Below are 19934 nucleotides of genomic sequence, written 5' to 3' on the forward strand. Positions count from 1 at the left end.
GAATTCCACCTCCAGGGGGGATCAACGGGACTTGTGCGGCCACCAGGACAGTAAGGACGTCCGTGGCCGCGCTTTGCGTTGGCGGCATGGGGCACTGCCGTCGAGGCCGGTGCTCCGTTGGCCCGGAGGCGACGACATCAGGGACCAGCGTGACGAACTCGGGTGACTTCGGGGGCAGCCAGGAACTCGACCGCCTCAAGGCGATGCTAGAGAACTGGCGCACCTCTTTGGTGGACCTGAGCGGCCGCAACCGGCTGCTCAATTTCCGCCACACCAAGTCAGCGACACTAGAGATCTCGACTCCGTCCGCCCGGGAGCTCGTCGAAGGCCTGGTCCGGGGCTGGGACTTCGCGCCGCTCCCGGACGAGGAGCCGGTGGCCGGCGAGGGCATGGGACCCGGCGACGTGGTTCTGGCGAAGAAGGGCGACCGCACCGACGGAATCGTCACCCAGAAGACCACCGCGCCCTCTCTCCTGCGCGCGTTGCACAGCTTGCGCACCAAGGCGACGCAGGTCTTCAACGACTACGGCCTGTGGACCCTCAGCCTCGGCGTCGGCATGCTCCGCTGGTGTGAGGACGGAGCCGAGACGGGCAGCGACGCCCCCCTGGTCCTGATCCCGGCGGTCATCGAGCGCACCCGCAACGGCCGGATCCGCCTCAGGGCGAGCGACGACGAGGAACCACGTCTCAACCCGGCCCTGAGAGTGAAGCTGCAGCAGTTCCACATCGACTGGACGCCGGTCGCCGAACAGGACCCTTCGGATCTGCAGGCGGTGCTCTCCGCCGCGGCCCGCGCGGTGGCGGGCAAGCCGGGATGGCAGATCTCCGACCGCGTCGTACTCGCGCTCTTCGCCTCCCACAAGGAGTCGATGTACCAGGACCTGCTGGACAACGAGGGCCGGGTCCTCGGCAGCGACCTCGTACGGGCGATGGCGCTCGGCCCGCAATCCGGACTCGCTTCCGACCGTTTCGACTTCGAGGAGATCGCGCTCGACCGGATCGACGAACTGAGCCCGCCCGAGGACAGCCCGCTGGTGCTCGACGCCGACGCCTCTCAGCGGCAGGCCGTCGCCGCGGCCGTGGCCGGACGGTCGTTCGTCCTCGACGGCCCGCCCGGCACCGGGAAGAGCCAGACGATCACGAACATGATCGCCGGTCTGATGCACGCGGGCCGCAGCGTGCTGTTCGTCAGTGAGAAGGCGGCGGCCCTCGACGTCGTCCTCGACCGGCTGAAGTCGGTCGGACTCGACTCGTACGCTCTGGCCCTCCACAGTCACAACACCAGCCGCAAGGCGGTGGCCCAGGAACTGGGCCGGGCGCTCGGGGAGGAGCCGCGCGCACCGCAGCTGTCGCAGCAGACCCTGGCGCAGGCCAGAGAACTGCGCCTGGCGCTCAGCTCCTACGCCGAAGCGATGAACGAGGTCCGCGACCCGCTGGGACGGACCCTGCACGACGTGCTCGGTCAGGTGGGTCGACTGTCCGAGGCGCCGGTGGCGTACCTGAGCCATGGGGACGACACCCCTGCGGGTGCGCAGGCGACGTTTCGCGCCGAGACGCTCAGCGGCGAGGACCTGCGCCTGATCGTCGAGGCGACGAATGCCATCTCCGACGCCTGGGAGGCGGTCGCCGATCCGACGTTCCCCTGGCGTGGCCTGCGGGCCGGCCTGCCGCATCCCCGACCTGTGCTGGAGCAGGCCCAGGCGGCGCGGGACGCGCTCGCGACGGCGGTCGACCGGTACCGGGATCTCGCATCCGAAGGAGTACCCGTCACGGACCAGAGCGGAATCGACCGTCTGATCGGGCTCCTACGACTGCTCGACGTGCGCAGTCCCGTGCCGGAAGCATGGCTGACCACGGATGCCTTCGCCGACGAGGTGGACGACCGGGTCGACGCCTTCCTGGCAGAACTGCGCAAGGCGCAGCGCACGCGCACCGCCGTCCGAGCGACGGTGGGCGAGCGCTGGCAGGAGCTGTCCACCAGGCTGACGGCTGAGCCGGGAGAGGCCGAGAAGGCGCTCTCGACGATCGCGCCGCGCGGTCTCGACCTCTCCGGACTCAGGGAAGAGCGAGCGCGACAGCTCGCCGGGGAGTTCGACGAGACCGCTGGTGTGCTGGAGCGGACTCTGCAGAGCCTCACCCGCGTCAGCCACCTCACCGGGCTCACGAATCCCGGCAGCCCCGCGGAAGCACGTCATCTGTGTGACGTGGTCGCCGTGGCCGCCACCGAACACCGCCCTCTTGAGCAGTGGCTGGTCCCCGACGGCCCCGCGCACGCGGAGGAGGCGGCGGTCGGAGCCGTCGCCGACGCACTCGGTGACTTCTTCACCCGACGGGACCAGGTGCTTTCCGCCCAGGCCCTCGCCACGGACAACGCGGGCCCCGGATGGGCCGAACTGCGTCCGGAAGTGAGCGCGGAGCGACCGGCCAACGAGCAGGCCCTCGCCGCGCTGGAACCGCCCGGCGCCGACATCGCGGCGCTGACCGGCCGGGAGGCCGCCGAACTGGCCGAGCGGTTCGACACGCTCGCCGGCACCCTTGAGACGGCCGCCGAGCACGCCGACTCGGTGGCCGACCGCCTCGGGTGCGCTCGGCCGAAAGCAATGTCCGAGGCCGAGGACCTGGCCACGCTCGTGGAACTGGCCATCGCCTCGGACCGCACGCTCGACGCGTGGCTCGACCCCCGGGTACATCCCGGGGTCCAGGTAGCCGTCGCGGAGATCTCCTCGGCCGCCGAGGAACTGGCTGCTGCGGCGGAGGCGGCACACGGGACCTTCCTGCCCGAGGTCGTCTCCACACCCGAACTGCCCGAAGCCGTCCACCGGCTCATGGCGGGCCGCCAGGGATTCACCGGCATGCTGTCCAGCGGCATCCGGGCCGACCGGAAGCTGGTGGCCCGGCTGACTCACGGCGGCTCATGGCGTGGCGAGCTGTACGACAAGCTGCCCCTGGCCGACGCCTGGTACACCGCGCACCGGAAGCTACGGTCGCTGACCTCGACCCACGCCGAGCTGCTCGGACGCCATCGGGGCACGGCTCTGCCCGACGTCCCGGCCCTGCGCAAGGCACTCGTGCACGCCGAGGCGGTCCACGCACTCGCGCCGGAAACCGTCGCCGACCCCCACCGCCGGAGCCTGCTGGCCGCTCACCTGGCCGATGGCCGAGAGCCGCAGCCGGCACTCGTCGAGCAGGGCACGGCGCTGCGCGGTGAACTCGCCTCGTGGCGAGCGTACTTGGACAGTCCGTCGCTGGCGCCGCAGGCGGCCGACCTCACCAAGCTGCCACTCGACGCTGCCGCCCGCTGGCTGCGCGCCCACCTCGCCCCGTTGCGACAGGCCGTCGCGCTGCTGGACACCGTGGCCTCGGTCGGCCGCCGCGACAACGGCCCCGGTTCCGCCCACACGCTCGCCGCCGCGCGCGCTGCGGTCACGGCCGCGCACGCGGCCCAGAGGGAGACAGCCGCCTTCGACGCCCAGGCCGTATCCGACCGCGGCCTTCTCGGCCCGTGGTACGGGGGACTCGACACGCAGACGGACGACCTGCGCGAAGAGGCGCCCAACGGCGTAACGGGATACGAACCTGTGGGAGAACTCCTGCGTCGCGGTCTGGACCTGACGCGACAGCGACCGGGACCGTACGCGACGGAGCAGCAACGCGCGCTGCTGGGCCGCTACCTTCCGCAAGGGCGCCCCGCCACCGAGGCGCTGCGGGCCGCCTTGGACTCCGCCCGGCTGATCGCCCGCCTCGCGCCCGACACGCTCACCGACCCCGCGCGCCGAAGCAGCCTCGTCCATGTGCTGGCCGACGGCAGGCCCGAACCGCGCGAACTCCTCGCCCAGACCGAACAGATCCGCCGTGACCTGGACCTCTGGCAGGAGTACACCCAGCAGCCGCAGGTCGCCGCGGTCGGCACGGTACTCGCCGGTGGCCCGCTCGACCGGGCGGCGAGCTGGCTGAGGGCACACGTGGAACCCTTCGAGGACGCGGCCGACCTCATCCGCTCCACCGCCCGCGTCATGGAGCGGGACGAGGGTCTGACCCTGTCCCGGGCCAGGGAAGCGGTGGCCGCCGTCGTCTCCGCCCGTGCCGCCGAGTCCGCTTTCGCCGAGAACGACGCCACGAACCGGAGCCTTCTCGGCAGCCTCTACCGGGGTATCGACACAGACCGTGACGCGGTCCTGGACGCTCTGGACTGGTCCCAGAAGGTCCGCCGTGCCGCACATAGCGGTCACTCGGCACCCCTGCCGCAAGCGGCGGCCCGGCTGATGCTGACCGCGCCCGCCGACCCATCGGTCGCGGCCCGCGCCGACGACTGGAGCCGCCAGCGCGAGGCACTCACCGGGTACTTCGAGCCCGAGCGTGCGGAGGAGCTGCGACGCGAACTCGCCGGCTTCCTCTCCGCGGCCGAGTCAGTCCTGACCCGCCTGGACCGCGACCCCTTCGGCCCGGAGGCGTGGATCAGCTGCGCCGAGGCACTGACCTTGCTGCGCCGCTACCACCTCGACGGGCTGCCCGACCAGCTCGCACGCCGAGAGGTCTCCGCCGAGGACTTCCCCGCCGCGATGGAGCGTGCGGTGCTCACCGCCTGGGTCGAGCACCAGCTGGGCACGGACCAGAGGCTGAAGCCGATGCGGGCGGTGGAACGGGACCAGTTGGTGGAGCGGTTCCAGAGGACGGACCAGGACCTGGTGGCGGCGGCGCACGCCGCGGTCATCGCCGCCTGCAACGCCCGCCGTCCTCGCCGGACTTCGGTCGGGCAGGCCGCGGTGATCCGCCGCGAGGCGGAGAAACAGCGCCGCCACATGCCCGTACGGCATCTGCTGACGCAGACCCGCGACGTCGTACGGCTGGTCAAGCCCTGTTTCATGATGAGCCCGTTGACGGTCAGCCAGTTCCTGCCGCCGGATTTCGAGTTCGATGTCGTCGTCTTCGACGAGGCGTCCCAGGTGCTGCCCCAGGACGCGGTGAACTCCGTCTACCGGGGCAAGGCCCTCATCGTGGCGGGTGACCAGAAGCAGCTGCCGCCGACCTCGTTCTTCGCCGCGGCCGGCGACGGCGACGACGGCGACGAGTGGGACGAGGACGCCACCGACGGCTTCGAGTCCATCCTCGACATGTGCAAGGCCAGCGGAGTCCTGCGCGGGCTGCCCCTGCGCTGGCACTACCGCAGCCGGCACGAGAACCTGATCGCCTTCAGCAACCACGACTTCTACGACAACTCCATGGTCACGTTCCCGGGCGCCCTGGAACAGGGCCCGGACATCGGCGTGGAGTTCATCAAGGCGGACGGCGTCTACGACCGCGGCGGTAACAGCGACAACCCCCTTGAGGCCGCCAAGGTCGCCCAGCGCGTCATCCACCACTTCGACACCCGCCCCGCGCACACCCTCGGCGTCGTCGCGCTGTCGAAGGCACAGGCGGAGGCGATCGAGGAGGCGGTGCAGAAGGCGAGGGCGGCGCGCCCGGACCTCGACCACCACTTCACGGAGGGCCGCCTCGACGGTTTCTTCGTCAAGAACCTCGAAACCGTCCAGGGCGACGAGCGCGACGTCATCATCCTCTCCATCGGCTACGGTCCCGACCACCGCGGCAAGCTGCTGTCGACGTTCGGCCCCATCAACAGGGAGGGCGGCTGGCGACGCCTCAACGTCGCCGTGACCCGCGCCCGGCGCCGCATGGAGATCGTCGCCTCCTTCCACGGAGGCGACCTGCCGGACAGCGCCAACAAGAGCGTGCAGCACCTCAAGCGGTACCTGCAGTACGCCCAGCTGGGTCCCGCGATCCTTCAGACGCAGGCCGCCGATCCGGACGCGGCTCCGGAGAGCCCCTTCGAGGAGGAGGTCGTCGACGTCCTGCGCGGCTGGGGGTACGACGTCCAGCCGCAGGTGGGGGTCGCCGGTTTCCGCATCGACATGGCGGTACGGCACCCGGGCGCGCCCGGCACGTACGCGCTGGGCATCGAGTGCGACGGCGCCATGTACCACTCCTCGCGTGCGGCTCGCGACCGCGACCGGCTCAGGGAAGCTGTCCTGCGCGACCTGGGCTGGCGGCTGCACCGGATCTGGGGTACAGACTGGTACCGCAACCGCCGGGACGCGATGGCGCGGCTGCGGGCCGCGGTGGAGGCGGCGTGTGCGGAGGATCCGCACACGGTGCGGGTGCCGCCACCCGTGGGGCAGGACGAGAGCGGCGGCGACCGCGGCAACGGTGACGGCCGTACGGCTCAGGCCGTGGAAAGCGCGATGCGGGCGTGGGGCGGAGAACCCGCGGAACCGGCGGAAGCGGCGAGCGGTCCGGCGGTCCCGCGCGTCGAGTTCGTGACGGTCGACGCCGGCCCTGCGCCCTGGAGCCGTCCCTACCAGGACGTCGACCCCGACCTGCTGGCAGAGGTACGCGACCGGTCCAGCAGCCGACTGGGCCTGTGGGGCGTGGAGTTGCAGGACCCGGACGCCCTCGACGTGGTGGCGGACGTGGCGCTGTGCGTCGTGGAGGTGGAAGGACCCGTCGAGAAGGAGGTCATCTACACCCGGGTCCGGCTCGCGTGGGGCATCGGACGAGCCGGCCAGGTGGTCCGCGACCGCATCGACCGGGCTCTTCGCCGCCTGCTGAAGCAGGGCAAGATCGTCCACGTCGGTACGGCCTACGACGTGCCCGGACACGAAACGGAGTTCGCCCGCACGCCGACGCAGCGGTGCACCCGACGCGTGGCGGAGGTGCCCGTCGCGGAGCGGCAGTTGGTGCTCAGGAACGTGGTCGACGAAGGACCCGGCGTGCACCGCGAGGACCTGCTGCGGGAAGCCGCCCGCTTCTTCGGGTGGGCGCGGCTCGGAGCCGACATCCGCGACGCACTGACCGCCGACATCGACGCGTTGACCGCCGCCGGGGACCTGATCGAGTCGGAGGGCGGCCTGGTACCGGCGGAGGGTTCTTGATCCGTTGCGGTGGGCTCTTCGCGAACCCGTTCTGGTAAGGGCACGGGCTGCGGCCGCGATCCACGGTCGGACCCCATGAAATGGTGGTGGGGGGCGGGGCTTAGCGGCTGGAGTCCGGCGCGGGGCCGACAGCCAGTGTCAGCAGTCTCACAATCCCCGACCGGCTACGGATGATGCCGACCGGCGCCGTGACGGGGCTGTCAGGCGCGGTCCTGGAGGATGAGCGCTCCGATGTACCCGGCTTTCGGGGCATCCGCAGGGGCTGCTGCGCGGGCCCTGCTCGGTAAGGTCACGCCCTGAGCTGACCCCGGCGCTGCAGAAGCCCTCAGGCGGCCCGCTACAGGTGTACCGGGGGGCATTTGTGTCAGGCCGCTGCAGCGGTGTGGCGTCGGCTCAGGAGTGCGCACGAGGGCGTCGTTGGACGCGTCGATGTCCGCTCCGACACTTACAACGAGTTCCTGGACCCGCCGATTCCCGATACCGCGCCGGTGACGGCGTTGATCCGCTCACGGGCGTCGTGCGTCCGCCTGTGTCAGGGAGCAGTGCACCGGGTGCGAGTTGAACTCCGCGCCGCAAGCAACCGTTGCGTGCTGGGACATCGTGGGTTCAGGGGCACCTTTGGGGCTCCTGTTTTCAGTCGTCCTCTTGAGGTGTGGTTCGTGTCGCGGTACTGGATGAAGGTCGTTGATGCGCAACTGATCAGCCTCACTTTTCCGTCACTTGAGTATCTCTTTGGCTGCAGATTGCTCATGTGCGGTTTATATGCCGCCTCTCGACTTTCCCTTGGCGTTTTCTTTAGTCGATGACTTTCGGTCATGCGGTCGTCGGCTCACGGCTAATCCCTGCGAAAAGTTCCACGCCGTGACTACCTTGGCGTCGGCGTTCCGAACGTGTGAGCGGATCGGTGGGCGGTGGCCCCTCTCCCGGCACTCCGCGACCGGCTTGGATCGCGCTGCCAGCGGTGGGGGGAGTTCGTGCTGGAACGGCGCCATCTACCCACCTGTGACGTGCTTTTCCAAGGGGGTTTCACACATGTCGAAGCTGAGAGCAAGCCTGCGTGTTGTCACGGCTGCTGCGGTCCTGACCTTAGGTGCGATGGCCGCGCCGCAGGCGGTGGCCATCAGCCAACCCGCCGTTTCGGTCTCGCAGAGAGCCGACGCGGCCACACGGGCCCTTGTCCAGGCCGACCCACAAGCCGCGGTCGCGGCGGCTACCGTCTGCGGATCCGGTTACACGCTGTTCCGAGCTGTTGCTCTTCCTCAGGATGTGGACCCCAGCCTGCGGCTGGCAACGCTGTACTCCTACGACAACGCCGGCAAAGGGTGCGCCATCCTCGACAACAACGTCGGGAAGTCGCAGTACATGTACCTGCACGTGTGCAAGGTGGACGGCACCGGTTGCGACACGGACTCCGGAAGCTTCAGCGAGTACGCCGGCCCCGTCAACGTTGCCAGCTCTGTCTGTGCGCCCGTGACAGCGAAAATGGGCCAGAGCTCCAGCAGTTTGTACATCAACTTCACGTCCGAGTATATGTTCAGCTGTGACTGACCACCTGCCCGGCAAGAACCGGGTCTCCGCGCACTTCCTGTTAATAGCCTTGGCAGCGGCACCACTTGCTCTGACCGCCTGCGGCACCCAGACGAGCCACCGGCCCGACGCCTCTACCTCGCTGCGGTCCTCGGTAACTGCCGGGGCAGCACCCAAGCCGTCGGGCACGGCCGACAACCTCAGCAAGGCAGCACAGAAGGCAGCTGCCCAGCGCGCGGCCGCCGCCCCCAGCGGAGATCCCGTCAGCCCGACGAACACCACTGTCCCGGACCCCGGTGACTACGGGTTCGGCAAGGCCGCGGCCACGGCAGTGGGAGGCGAGGTCATCGCGTACACACCGCGCCTGGAGTCGGGACGGGTCGTTGTACCGCTGACCATTCAAAACACCGGCGACAAACGGATGACTTACACAGTCACCGTGACAGTCGTGGGCGGCCGGCGGACATCCCCCTTCTCCGTGACCGTGAAGGCCGACGGTGTTTGGCCGGAAACCACGTGGCCGACCACGGTGGACATCACGGCTTCCGGCCTCAAGGAGGCGGCGAAGGGTTCGAAGATCAGCTTGAAAGTCGTCAAGGACGACCCGTTCGGCAACGCCCAATGACTCGTCATGCGCGCCTCGCACGTGGTGCGGGCTGCCACGGGCGCTCCACCCCTTTGCAGTTCCGCAACCGGTAAAGGAACGCTTGCAGCCGAGTGCGTCATTGCCCTCGGCTGCATCCAGGGAGCCGTCGCAGGCGTCGGAGCCGCCAGTCTCGTTCTCGCAGAACGGTAAGACCTGGGTCCTGTACTACGGCAGTACGGAAGTGGATGCCATGCCCGAGGGCGACGGCGTGTTCACGACCGTCACGACCCTCGACGGCGTCGGCAAACCTGTCCCATACGACATCGATGTCAGCATCGGCGACGGTGTCGACTGGACCGCCTTAAACGAGTTTCGCATCGAAGGCACGGCCACCCGCGGCGTCAAGAGCCAGGCCAGTACTGCAGGCGGACCACATCTCGCCCCATTCCGCAGCAATCGAAGATCTACATCAGCGCGCCGGATACCTACTGAAGGTGCGGGCGACGGCTTCCTCGGGCCCGGATCGGCCGCAGGGACGCGCGGCTCGCACGCCAGACAGGTGGCGGTGGAACGCACGGTGCGGTGACCACCCCGTCCGTTGCGCAGAAGCCACCCACTGCAACAGCTGTGCTGACCGTCTGAAAGGATAAAACGTCAGATAATGCGCTCTCCATCACAGAGAAGAAGAAGGAGGAGGGGACAGTCATCCGCGCTGGTTATCGCCGTAGCAACCACGTTGATCGCTTCCACCTTCACCACGAACGCCGCACAGGCGGCGATACCGAACCCACCGAACAAGTCGGCGCAGAAACAGGCCGTCACACCAGAGAAGGAACCCGTGTCGGCGGTCCCCCTGAAGGATCGTGACACCGTTCTCGGAAGAGGCTGGAAAACCTCCGCAGACCGGGCCGTGACCGCCGTCGCCGACAGCGACGGCCTCCATCTCTTAGTTGCCGACAGCAGGAACGGCTACAGCTGGAAGACGGCTGCCGTGCTGAGCGAGCCCCAACTGCCAGCTGACACCTGGATCGGCAACAGTTGCGTCATGGACGACCATCACGCGGCCGTCGTCTACGCTCCCCGGACCTTCACCAACAAGCCCGACCTGATGATGGGCGGCGCGTTCACCGCGATCGTCAACCTCGACAACGGCAATGTCACCAAGCTGCCGTTCACCGCGTCCCTGGCCTACTTCGATCCCACGTGCAGCCCGGTCACGCACACCGCCGTCTTCACCGCGCTGCGCGACACCAAGACGCGCCTGATCACCGTCAACACCAAGGGCACCACGGTCGCGGACACCACCGCCACGGGTGAGATAACATCCGCCGTCCCCACCAGGGACGGTGTAGTCGCCGCCGCCGGGAACCGGCTCGTGCACGTCGACCGCAAAGGCAGGACAGCACAGCTCGCCTCCACGAAACATGCTCCGTACGACATACATGTGACCGGAGACGGCACGGTCAACTACATCGACCGCACCGGCGACACCGACGCCAACATGCAGACCTACGCGCACGGCAAGAAGACGACCGTCGCGAGCGGCAAACTCACCGCGATGAACCTGCGCCAGGGCACCGACGGCACGGTCTACCTCATAGGAAAAGCCCGCCACGGCAAGAACTACGCGGCCGGCGGCATCAAGGCACTGAACGTCTCACCCGACGCGGAACTCTCCACCCGCGGTCGCCTCGCCGTCGACCCGGTCGTCTCCCCGGCTGTGCGGGCGGGCGTCGACAACGTCAAGAACGCCGGTCGCGACTACACCGGCACCGCAACCAAGGAACCCGCGGCCGAGACGACGACGGGCCACAGCAGCCATGCTCTGACCATCACGGGCACGGTTGCGAGCACGGGCCGGCACACGAAACAGCAGATCGCCGAACCCGGCGCCACTGCAGGCGGTAGGCCGTCACCGGCACTGACCGGCTCCGCGAAGCCGCAGCTGTCCACGATGAGCATGCTGACCACGGCCGACGACGACACCAGGGCACACGACCCCATCGACACCGATGCCTGGTGCTCCGTACCCCGCAATGACCTCAAGACGCAGGCCCTCCAGCCGACACCGAACCAGGTCGAATGGGCCGTGGACATGGCCGTCCGGAACGATCTGCGCTCCGGCTACCTCACTCAGGGCGGCTGGCGCTCGCAGACGGGGCTCTCCACCATCGATCCCCAGGGCCTGTTTCCCGCTCCTACGCTGAACACCGGCAGCGGACAGCGCATACCCGCCCAGGTCGAACTGGGCGTCCTTGCACAGGAGTCCAACCTGTGGCAGGCCGAATCCGGTGCCATTCCAGGACAGATGGGCAGCCCGCTCGCGGCCGTCGACGGCTACTACGGCCATCAGACCGGGGGAACCCTCGACGGCTTCTGGACCATCCACTGGGACAAGTCCGACTGCGGCTACGGTGTCGGCCAGGTCACCGACGGCATGCGCAAGGCCGGATACGAGAAGCCGGGCGAGACCTCCCGCCCGGTCAGTACGCAGCGCGCGATCGCCATCGACTACACCACCAACATCGCGGCCTCCCTCTACATCCTCGCCGACAAGTGGAACGAAGTGCACCAGTCCGGCCAGACGATCGCCGTCAACAACGACGACCCGGCCAAGCCCGAAAACTGGTTCACCGCGGTGTGGAACTACAACCTCGGCTTCAACAAGAAGGCGGACGCCGGAACCAACGGCAACTGGGGCCTGGGCTGGTACAACAACCCCGCCAACCCCGTCTATCCCGCCTCCCGGCTTGCCTTCCTGAACACCGACCTCGACCCGCTGGCCGCCAGGGACGCCGCGCATCCCCAGAATTGGCCCTACGAGGAAAAGGTGATGGGGTGGGCCGCCTGGTCGCAGGACACAGGCCACTCCTATGGCACCTCGGGCCGCCAGGACTGGCCCGGCGAGTCCGGCTTCTCCTCCGCCGGCTTCTACCCTGCCACCTGGAACGGCACCACCGGGACCGTCATCGACCCGGCAAGCGGGAAATACCGCCGGGCACACATCTCACCGCCGCTCGACGCGTTCTGCAACACCAAGAACGACTGCGACGCGGCCAACCCGCCCGACTGCCCCGACGCTGCCTGCTACGCCCAGTACTGGTGGCACGAGTCCAACGTCACGTGGAAGTCAGACTGTGCCACCAGCTGCGGCTTCGAGCACATCAAGTACCTGACTCTGGTCAGTGAGCCCGGCCGCGGCTACCGCCTGCAGTACGGCACGCCCGTGTGCTCCGGCGCCCCCTCGGGGGCGAAGGTCGTCGAGTCCGTTGCGGCGGGAACCGATACCTGGAGCGACTGCGGAACGACGGCGACAGACGGCTCGTTTCAGTTCACCTTCTATCCCGACCCGAACGCGACTGGGCCGGGGCTGGGGCAGTACGCTGCGAAGGCCGACCTGCACCAGATCGGTGGCGGCTACGACGGCCACTTCTGGTATGCCCATGAACGTTCCCCCGATCAACTGGGCGGGGAGCACGGAAAGATGACCGTCGACGGCTCATGGAAGCTGAGCGGGCCTCTCGACAAGAACCAGGCCATGGTCTACGTGAACATCCCGGATACGGGAGCGCAGACCCAGGGAGCGGTCTACGAGGTCGTCACCGCCTTGGGCATCGAGAAGGTGACGATCGATCAGTCCGCGAACTCGTCCAACAAGTGGGTCCCCCTCGGCGCTTTCCGGTTCAACGGCATGACCCCTGAGGTAAGGCTTTCGAACACTACCAGCAATGGAACCGCAGACAAGGACATAGCCTGGGGTGCAGTCGCCTTCGTACCCGGCGACTTCGACGTGCCCGGGGGCAGGATTGCAGGTCTGGAACTACCTGATCCGGACGACAACGCACCGGACGTCGACTTCGTCGATGACGACCAGCAGAAGCAGCCCACCCCCGTCGGTCTGGAGTCCAATCCGCTGTTCCGCTCGCTCACAGGGGACGACTCGTGCTCTGGGAGCCTGGAAAACGGTCAGGGTCGTCAATGCGTCACTTTCAGGCCGTTGGCCAAGCCGACGACAACGGTGGGAGTCACCCCTGCCGTCAGTGTTCCCTCCACGACCCTGGTCACATGGTGCGCTCAGGTAGGTCTGACACAGACCTACACGATTGAACGCCGTGAGGGGTGCCTGGCGTTCACCACGGTGGTCCACTGGACGAAGAAGGACGCCGACGGAGCCGTGGAGACCGCTTCGGCCGCATTCAACGTGTTCGTCGAAACCAAGACGGCGAACTCGGCGACGTTCACGGAACGCATGTCGATCGTTCCCGTTGATATGGATGCCGTTCTCGGCGCCGTATCAGTGGACTACTGGGACACCCCGTGTACCCCTGACTGCGATACGGCATACACGACGAACTGGAGTAACGCGACGTGGGCCAGCGTGGTTGACAACCACTGGGCCAGTGCGACGAAGGCGAACACGTGGAACACGCCGACAGATGGCACGTCCCAGGAGTTCGATCGTGGAGTGTATCTGAGCTTCAAGGCCGACGGTCCCGAATGGAAGGGCCTCGTTCCGGTCGACAAGCCAGAGGTATCCCTGTTTGATCAGGTCCGCTGTGACAACGGGGTATCAGTCCCGAACTCAACCGGTTGCATCTTCGCCAAGCACATTCCGACGTTCACCCTGAACACCGCGAAATACCCCGCTGCTGCCGCCTACTACTGGCTGCTGAGGGAGGAGCTGCCGTCGCACCCGGGTAGTGAGGAACACGGGACGCCGCTCCACCGGGAGAGGAACCAGACGGTGCGGGAAGCAAACAGGCGGAAGGTGTGTCCCACGTCTTACACCCCCAACACCAAGGCGACGCCTGAAGCGACGACAAACAGTCCCGACGGCCGGCAGTGTGACGAGTTTCCGTTCGCCGCGACGAAGGAGAGCGGTGGCCAGTCCGTAACCAACGGAGATGAGTGCGTCCAGCTGTACGCCCAGAAGAGCGACAGCGACGGGAAGTGGCGCTTGTACCCGGACGGAGGATACCCGCCGCCGACGTGGAAGGAAGTCTGTGGCCGGGCTTCGATGTCGGCGAAACAGAACGAGGCCGCGGGGCGAGGCCTCTCAGCCTTCTATACGAAGGCACGCATGGCCGACGATGACGCTTTCTACATCAAGGCGCCATCAGTTGAGGGCTGCCGTCCCGATGAGATTTGCGTGGTCACCCCGTAATTCCTGATCCGCTGGGCAGAGCGGTGGTCCGACGCGTCCGCGCTTCGGACCACCGCTCTCTCCTACTCCCACCTTACGAAGGCGTGGTCATCGCTGTCGGAGAGACGAGGTGTTACCGGATCGGCATAGCCGGGCAGGCGGATTTCCGTCCCATCGGTCAGGGCGGAGAGGAGATCCTGGAACATGTGCGACAGGCTGTCCCACACCTTCACCGGGCCCTCCGTGTCCCCGGCTTGCAGGCCGTAGAGCACGTTTCCGAACCGTTCTCCGTCGCGGTGATCGACGATGAGCTTGCCTCCGGTGATGTCCGTGGCAATCGGAACCCATCGGACGTGGAAGGCGTATCCATACATCCCGTCATAGATATCGCGCAAGTCGGGATCTTCCGACTCGTTCTCGTCGACCCACTCCGCAATCGCTTGTTCCAGGGCTCGTTGACCTGCACGCATTCCCATCGCGTCGTGCAATATAAGCCCTTCGGGGAGAATGACGCCGGGGCCGTTGTGACCCTTCGCGGCCGTGACGCCGTTGTGACGTTCCAGCCACGCCGCCAGATCAGGGTGCAGAGGGAACCGACGGTCGGCGATGGCCTCGATGTCCTCCCGCGTTGCCGGTGAGTTCAGGGCGGAATGGTCAGCGGGTGCGTTTTCCTCCAGCCATGCGTCGAGGCGGTCGAGCACAACGTTGAGGTCGTTAGTCATGCGAGAACTCTACGAGTTACAGGTGTGGTTCGTCCTTGTCCCCGGCCCCGCGGTGCGGTGGCCTTCTGCTCAGCTCGCCGCAGGGTTCGGAAAAGGTTTGCGACCGCTTGTCGGCTCAGGGGAATCCGTCAGATACGCCCGTGTCCTGCTCACGCTCGTGAGGAGGGCACCGCCGGAAGTCGACTGCTGGTCGGCGCCGTGTCGTTCTGCCCGCGCGGACGCCCGTCTGAGAACGGCCGTAGGGTCTGGCGTGGCCCGGCACGGATCACGGGGCGACCGAATAGGTGTTCCACGTGCGGTTCCTCGCCCAAAGTACGTTGCCCCGATGCGCGGATGGCCGCCGTCGGTGAAGCGGCGCACTTGGTGAACGTCGTCACCGGTTCCGCCGCCATTCTTGCCCCCTGGCGGAGGGGCTCGGCTGTGCGTGAGGGCGGACCGGTACGGCTGTGGAAGCGGGTTGAGCGGGTCCTGGACGACTGCGACGCGGCCGGCGCTCCGGGGCCGGAGACCTTCACCCTGCACGTGTACGACGGCGGGCAGCATCTACGGGACCCACACTTGCCCGGCCTGCCGCTGCCCCAGGCTCTGAGGAGCCCACAGGCTGCGTGCACCGGGCCCTGGTGGTCCGGAAATCTTCGGGGCCTTGCGAGGGGCACTCAAGGAGTGCGATTCGTACGCTGGGTCATCGTACGAACACGCTCTGTGGACGGTGCGCGGGGACTTCCGCCACTCTGAGGACTGTCGGCGTGGGGCTAACGGACAGTGCGTGTACGGAACGGGAGGTGGCCGCGTATGACGGGCGGCATCGACATCATGGCCGATGGCGGCGACAGGGAGTCGACCGGCGGCGAGCCGGATCGTGAGCCCGACCCCTCGGACAGTCTGCGGACGTTCGGGGCGGTGGCCCAGGCGCTGCGCGAGCACGCGGGGTACAGCAGGGCCGAGTTCGCGGAGCTGGTGCGGTACTCCAAACACACGGTGGCCTCTGTGGAGTTGGGGCGGCGGCTGGCCGACGAGGCGTATGTCGAGCGGTCCGAAGAGCTGCTGGGGAACACCGGGGCCTTACGGAAGTCGTCGAAGTACGTGACGCGGGGGCGGGGGGATGTGGGGCTTGCGGCTTGGTTCCGGCAGTGGGCTCGGCTGGAGCGGGTGGCGGTGAGTCTGTACACGTACGAGTGCCGGTTGATGCCGGGGTTGTTGCAGTCGGAGGGGTACGCGCGGGCCCTGTTCGAGAACCGGCTGCCGCTGCTGACCGAGGAGCAGATGGAGGCCCAGATCGAGGCGCGACTGGAGCGGCAGCGGATGCTGCACGACCGGCCGACGGTGCCGTTTCACTTCATCGTGGAGGAGTCCGTCTTCCGGCGCAGGCTGGGGGGTCGTGACGTGCAGCGGGGGCAGTTGGACCTCTTGTTGGAGCTGACGGCACCCCCCAACGTGATGCTCCAAGTCATGCCGACCGAGATCGAGTTCCATGCCTGCATGGACGGTCCGGTACGGCTGTTGGAGACGCCGGAAGGGCGACGGCTGGCGTACTCCGAAGGTCAGGAGAACGGTCGGTTGATCTCCGACCGTAAAGAGGTGCGCCTCCTCCAGCAGCGCTATGACACACTGCGCTCGCAGGCCCTGAACCCCCAAGACTCGCGGGGTCTGCTGGAGCGACTGCGAGGAGAGCTATGAGCACGACGGAACTCGTCTGGTTCAAGTCCAGTTACAGCGGCAGCTCGGGTGACGACTGCATTGAGATCGCCGTCACCGAACAGGCCATATGCGTCCGGGACTCCAAGGATGTGGCGCGCCCGCACTTCGCCGTGGGGCGAGATCGCTGGACGGAGTTCGTGGCATTCGTGGGTTCGTGACCGAGGCCTGATCCCTACCGCGCCGTCAGGTCAGGGTGTTGCGCAGGTGCGGGCCGAGGTACCCCACGTACACAAGGCCTGTCGCCGGTCCGGCGTCGTAGAAGTGCAGGCGCGGAGCGATGGTGTTGCCCGAGCCGATGCGCAGGTGCGCCTGCATGAAGACCTCGCCGGCGGGGTCCACCGACGTGGGAACGGGAAGCATGCGTTCCCGACGGAGCTTGTCCTTGCGGGCGACGGTGTCCGACTCTCGCATCGCGACCTTGGCCGCCGGGAACGGGTAGGCGTGTGACTTCTCGCTCTTGCACCAGCTGAGGAAGTCGCCGCTCGCGGTACCGTCCGCCGAGGCCTTGGCGAAGTGGTTCAGGGCGAGGAGAGCGTCCCAGGCGACGTGGAGCCAGTTGTCCACCGACTGGCTGTCGAGGTCGCGGGTGGTCTTCTGCTTGCCGGTGAAGGAGAGGTGCGGGAGTTCGCCGAGGCGGTCGAGCAGGTCGGAGAAGGTTTCCGGGTAGACGATGTCGGGAGCCGGGGGCTCGGCGTTGGCGGCTCCGAACTCGCCGGCGTTTCTGAGCTGTTCCTGCAGGAAGCGGGCGCGGCGCTGGACGGCCTGGAACTGCTCGTACAACTCCTCGTTCTCGCCGCGGAGTTCATCTGCGGCACGGTCCGCCTTCTCCAGGTCCGCGTTGAGTCCGCTGATCTCCTGCGTCCGGGTCGCCTCGATATGTTCGGCCTCATCAAGGAGTGCGTTGAGGGTCTTGTTCTCGACGGTCAGCTTGTCGAGGTCGGAACCGTGGGCTTGCTGACGCGGCCTGGTTCGCTGGATGGGCAGCGATGCGAGCGCGCCGGGCAACTGCTGCCGCAATGCTAGGCGTTGAGGGAGGAGAGCGAGGGTTTTTGCGGCTCGGTGTACGTCCGCTTCAAGGGTTCGCCGTGACATCACCGGGTGGCGTTGGGCGTCCGGTTTCCAGGCAGGGTCTATGCCGGGGAGGTAGGTGCGGATACCACCGCCGAACACAGGGTGGAATTCGAGAGCCCTGTTGAAGGCGGGCTGGGCCTCGGGCGAGAGAACGTAAAGGATGGCGAGGCCGAGGAGGTACTTGCAGGCGGTCTCCACTGTGGATTCGGCGTAGCTGTCGGCGTCGGCACCATATGGGACGGTGGCGACGACGACGGGGAGGCGGCGCTGCTCGTCGCAGAGTTCCTCGATGACCTCCTGGACGTCCTCCGGCTCGATGAAGGTGGGCTTCGCCTTCACCTCGGCGAGGCCGTCCCTGGCATCGAGGGAATCGAGGAGGAGGCGTGCGATACCGGGCGTGTTGGCGCGGGTCGGCGGCATGTCGGAAGACAGCGGCATGTGCTCGATGTCAACCTGTAGCCAGGTGCGGTCCTCGGTGTCCCGATGGTCCCGGCGGATGGTGAGCGTGGACTGCCAGGTCCCGACTTGCGGGGACGGAGTCTCGCGCATGCGCCAGCGGGTGTATGCGCCTCGCAGGCCTGATGCCGAGTCACGGTCGAGCGTGACGTTAGCGGCTATGTCGTTGCGGCCCTCGTCCAGCGCGGACGTGTCGTAGCGCTTCTGTTCCAGCCAGGCGTACAGCTGGCGTTCGGTGAGGGCGGTGGTGGTCACGTAGTCCTGCAGGGTCGACACGACCATGCGGTAGCCGCGAGGTTCCATCGGCGGTCCCTTCGACACGGCCGGTCAACGCTGACCGACCGCCTGGTTGCTACTTGGAGAGGCTGTGGATCGGCTTTCGGGGTGGCGGGGCCCGTGGCTCGGGAGTGGGGTGCGCGGGAGAGGTGTAGTTCTCGCTTTCGACGGGCGGGACACCAGCGTGAGGCCGACAGCGGTCATGCGGTCTTGCTCGGCGAGGATCAGTTCCTTGGTGGGGTACGCACCGTACTGGGCCCAGTCCTTACGGTGGCGTGAGGAGTGTTCACGGTTCGTGGGGTTTGCGGTGGCGGCCTGAATCGTGTTCGTCCGGCGGTCACATGGTGACGTCCACCGCCGGGACACCGAGTCAGTGGAGGTCGGGTCCGCCCGCCTCGGCTATCTCATCGAGCAGGCTGATCGCTTCGTCGGCGTCGTCCGGGACGTCCGGGTCGGTGTCGGGGAACGACGCGGATGCCTCATCGTCAGCGAGATGCGGGTACTTCTCCAGCAGGAACCGCCGCCGGTATGCCATGTCGGCGGCGTCGACGACTCCCTCCAGAGTGGTCCAGTTGAGGGTGCCTCCCACGACGATCCCGAAGGCGGGTACGGCCTTGCCCAGTCCCTTCTTGGTGAGCCGGAAGCCGAACGCCTTCGCGAACTGCTGGGAGACCTTGGTGACAAACGCGTCGTTCAGGACGTCCCACGCCTTGCCGCGGAAGAGTGCTTGAGTGAGCCGCGAGATGTCGGCCATCGCGGCGTTCTTGGCGGTGGCCGAACTCGCCGTCCCGACGTTGACGACAGACATCACGAAAAGCTTCTCGACAGGCTCTTCGGGGTCGTAGCCGTAGAACAGTGAGACATGGCCGACGGCGCGGGACGCGAGTCCGAGGACGGCCGCGGTGTCGGCGGCGAAAGCGCCCGCGATCGCACCTCCCGAAGGCGCTGACGCGGCACCGGCCGAGGCGGCGATGACGAACTCTCCTCCGGAGATCACCAGCCCCGCGCCCGCTCCCGAAAGCGCTGCGGCGGCCGGGTAGTACCAACTCGCCCCGCGCCCACGGACAGCGTCGATCTGCTTGAGGTCGAGGCGGCGCAGGTCGGAGAGCGACGCGACGTCGTGCCCACGCTTCGTGTGCAGCGCCACCACGCGTTTGGAGGAGAGTCCTGCTCGGGAGACGCGCCCCACCGTCTGGCGTACGGACTGAAAGGCAGTGCCGCTCCAGTCCGGCAGAGCGTCGGCGGCTCCGCGCGCCCCAGCGCCGACCTTCTGAGCGCCCTTGGCGACGATGTCCTGTCCACGCGATAGCGCCGACTTCGCCCGGGGGTGGTTCTCCAGTTGCTTCGCGGCACGCTTGCCGAGCGCCGAGACACCGTTCGCAACCTGCTCGCCGGCGTTAGTCATCGCCCGTGACAGCGGGCGGCCCTTGAACTGCTGGATGGCACGCCATGCGTCGAGCTCGTAGTCCGAGGGCAGCGGTCTGGGCTGCTGCGAGTCCTGCGGGTTACTCATGGTCCGTGGCGCT

10 protein-coding genes are annotated in these 19934 nt (G+C 67.6%); 7 read left to right on the plus strand and 3 right to left on the minus strand.

Annotation, left to right across the window (positions count from 1 at the left end; all coding sequences use genetic code 11):
• Positions 1 to 149 precede the first annotated feature (149 nt).
• The 5 genes from OHB00_RS42160 (at position 150) to OHB00_RS42180 (ending at position 14206) form a co-directional block, all read left to right on the plus strand.
• The gene (locus OHB00_RS42160) at positions 150 to 6929 is read left to right on the plus strand and encodes a DUF3320 domain-containing protein (RefSeq protein WP_406443038.1); all 6780 of its coding nucleotides are present in this window, start codon (positions 150 to 152) and stop codon (positions 6927 to 6929) included.
• Between the two features lie 1032 nt (positions 6930 to 7961).
• Entirely contained in the window at positions 7962 to 8477 is a 516-nt protein-coding gene (locus tag OHB00_RS42165) for a hypothetical protein (protein ID WP_406443040.1), read from the plus strand.
• Positions 8470 to 9081 carry a hypothetical protein gene (locus tag OHB00_RS42170; protein WP_406443042.1) on the plus strand — a complete coding sequence of 204 codons (612 nt, stop codon included), beginning with the start codon at positions 8470 to 8472 and terminating at the stop codon, positions 9079 to 9081. The genes OHB00_RS42165 and OHB00_RS42170 overlap by 8 nt, the downstream gene beginning before the upstream one ends.
• A gap of 211 nt (positions 9082 to 9292) precedes the next feature.
• Positions 9293 to 9628, plus strand: coding sequence for a hypothetical protein (locus OHB00_RS42175; protein ID WP_406443044.1), 336 nt, complete (start codon positions 9293 to 9295; stop codon positions 9626 to 9628).
• Positions 9629 to 9778: 150 nt separating this feature from the next.
• Positions 9779 to 14206 (plus strand): Tat pathway signal protein, encoded by a 4428-nt coding sequence (locus OHB00_RS42180; protein ID WP_406443046.1) that lies wholly within the window; start codon positions 9779 to 9781, stop codon positions 14204 to 14206.
• Between the two features lie 62 nt (positions 14207 to 14268).
• Here the strand turns inward: OHB00_RS42180 and OHB00_RS42185 are convergent, their stop codons facing one another.
• The gene (locus tag OHB00_RS42185) at positions 14269 to 14907 is read right to left on the minus strand and encodes an SMI1/KNR4 family protein (RefSeq protein ID WP_406443048.1); all 639 of its coding nucleotides are present in this window, start codon (positions 14905 to 14907) and stop codon (positions 14269 to 14271) included.
• A gap of 792 nt (positions 14908 to 15699) precedes the next feature.
• Between OHB00_RS42185 and OHB00_RS42190 the strand changes: the two genes are divergently transcribed.
• On the plus strand, positions 15700 to 16584 hold the full coding sequence (locus OHB00_RS42190; protein WP_406443050.1) for a helix-turn-helix domain-containing protein: 885 nt from the start codon (positions 15700 to 15702) through the stop codon (positions 16582 to 16584).
• Positions 16581 to 16763, plus strand: a complete 183-nt coding sequence (locus OHB00_RS42195; RefSeq protein WP_406443052.1) for a DUF397 domain-containing protein — start codon at positions 16581 to 16583, stop codon at positions 16761 to 16763. Before OHB00_RS42190 ends, OHB00_RS42195 begins: the two co-directional genes overlap by 4 nt.
• A 25-nt stretch (positions 16764 to 16788) precedes the next feature.
• On the opposite strand, the gene OHB00_RS42200 is transcribed toward OHB00_RS42195, so the two are convergent.
• Together OHB00_RS42200 and OHB00_RS42205 are read right to left on the minus strand one after the other, a co-directional pair.
• Complete coding sequence (locus OHB00_RS42200) at positions 16789 to 18435, minus strand: hypothetical protein (protein WP_406443054.1); 1647 nt, start codon at positions 18433 to 18435, stop codon at positions 16789 to 16791.
• Positions 18436 to 18778: 343 nt separating this feature from the next.
• The gene (locus OHB00_RS42205; RefSeq protein ID WP_406443056.1) at positions 18779 to 19921 is read right to left on the minus strand and encodes an EcsC family protein; all 1143 of its coding nucleotides are present in this window, start codon (positions 19919 to 19921) and stop codon (positions 18779 to 18781) included.
• Positions 19922 to 19934 lie beyond the last annotated feature (13 nt).

Source organism: Streptomyces sp. NBC_00631 (assembly GCF_045206895.1).
Taxonomy (GTDB): Bacteria; Actinomycetota; Actinomycetes; order Streptomycetales; family Streptomycetaceae; genus Streptomyces.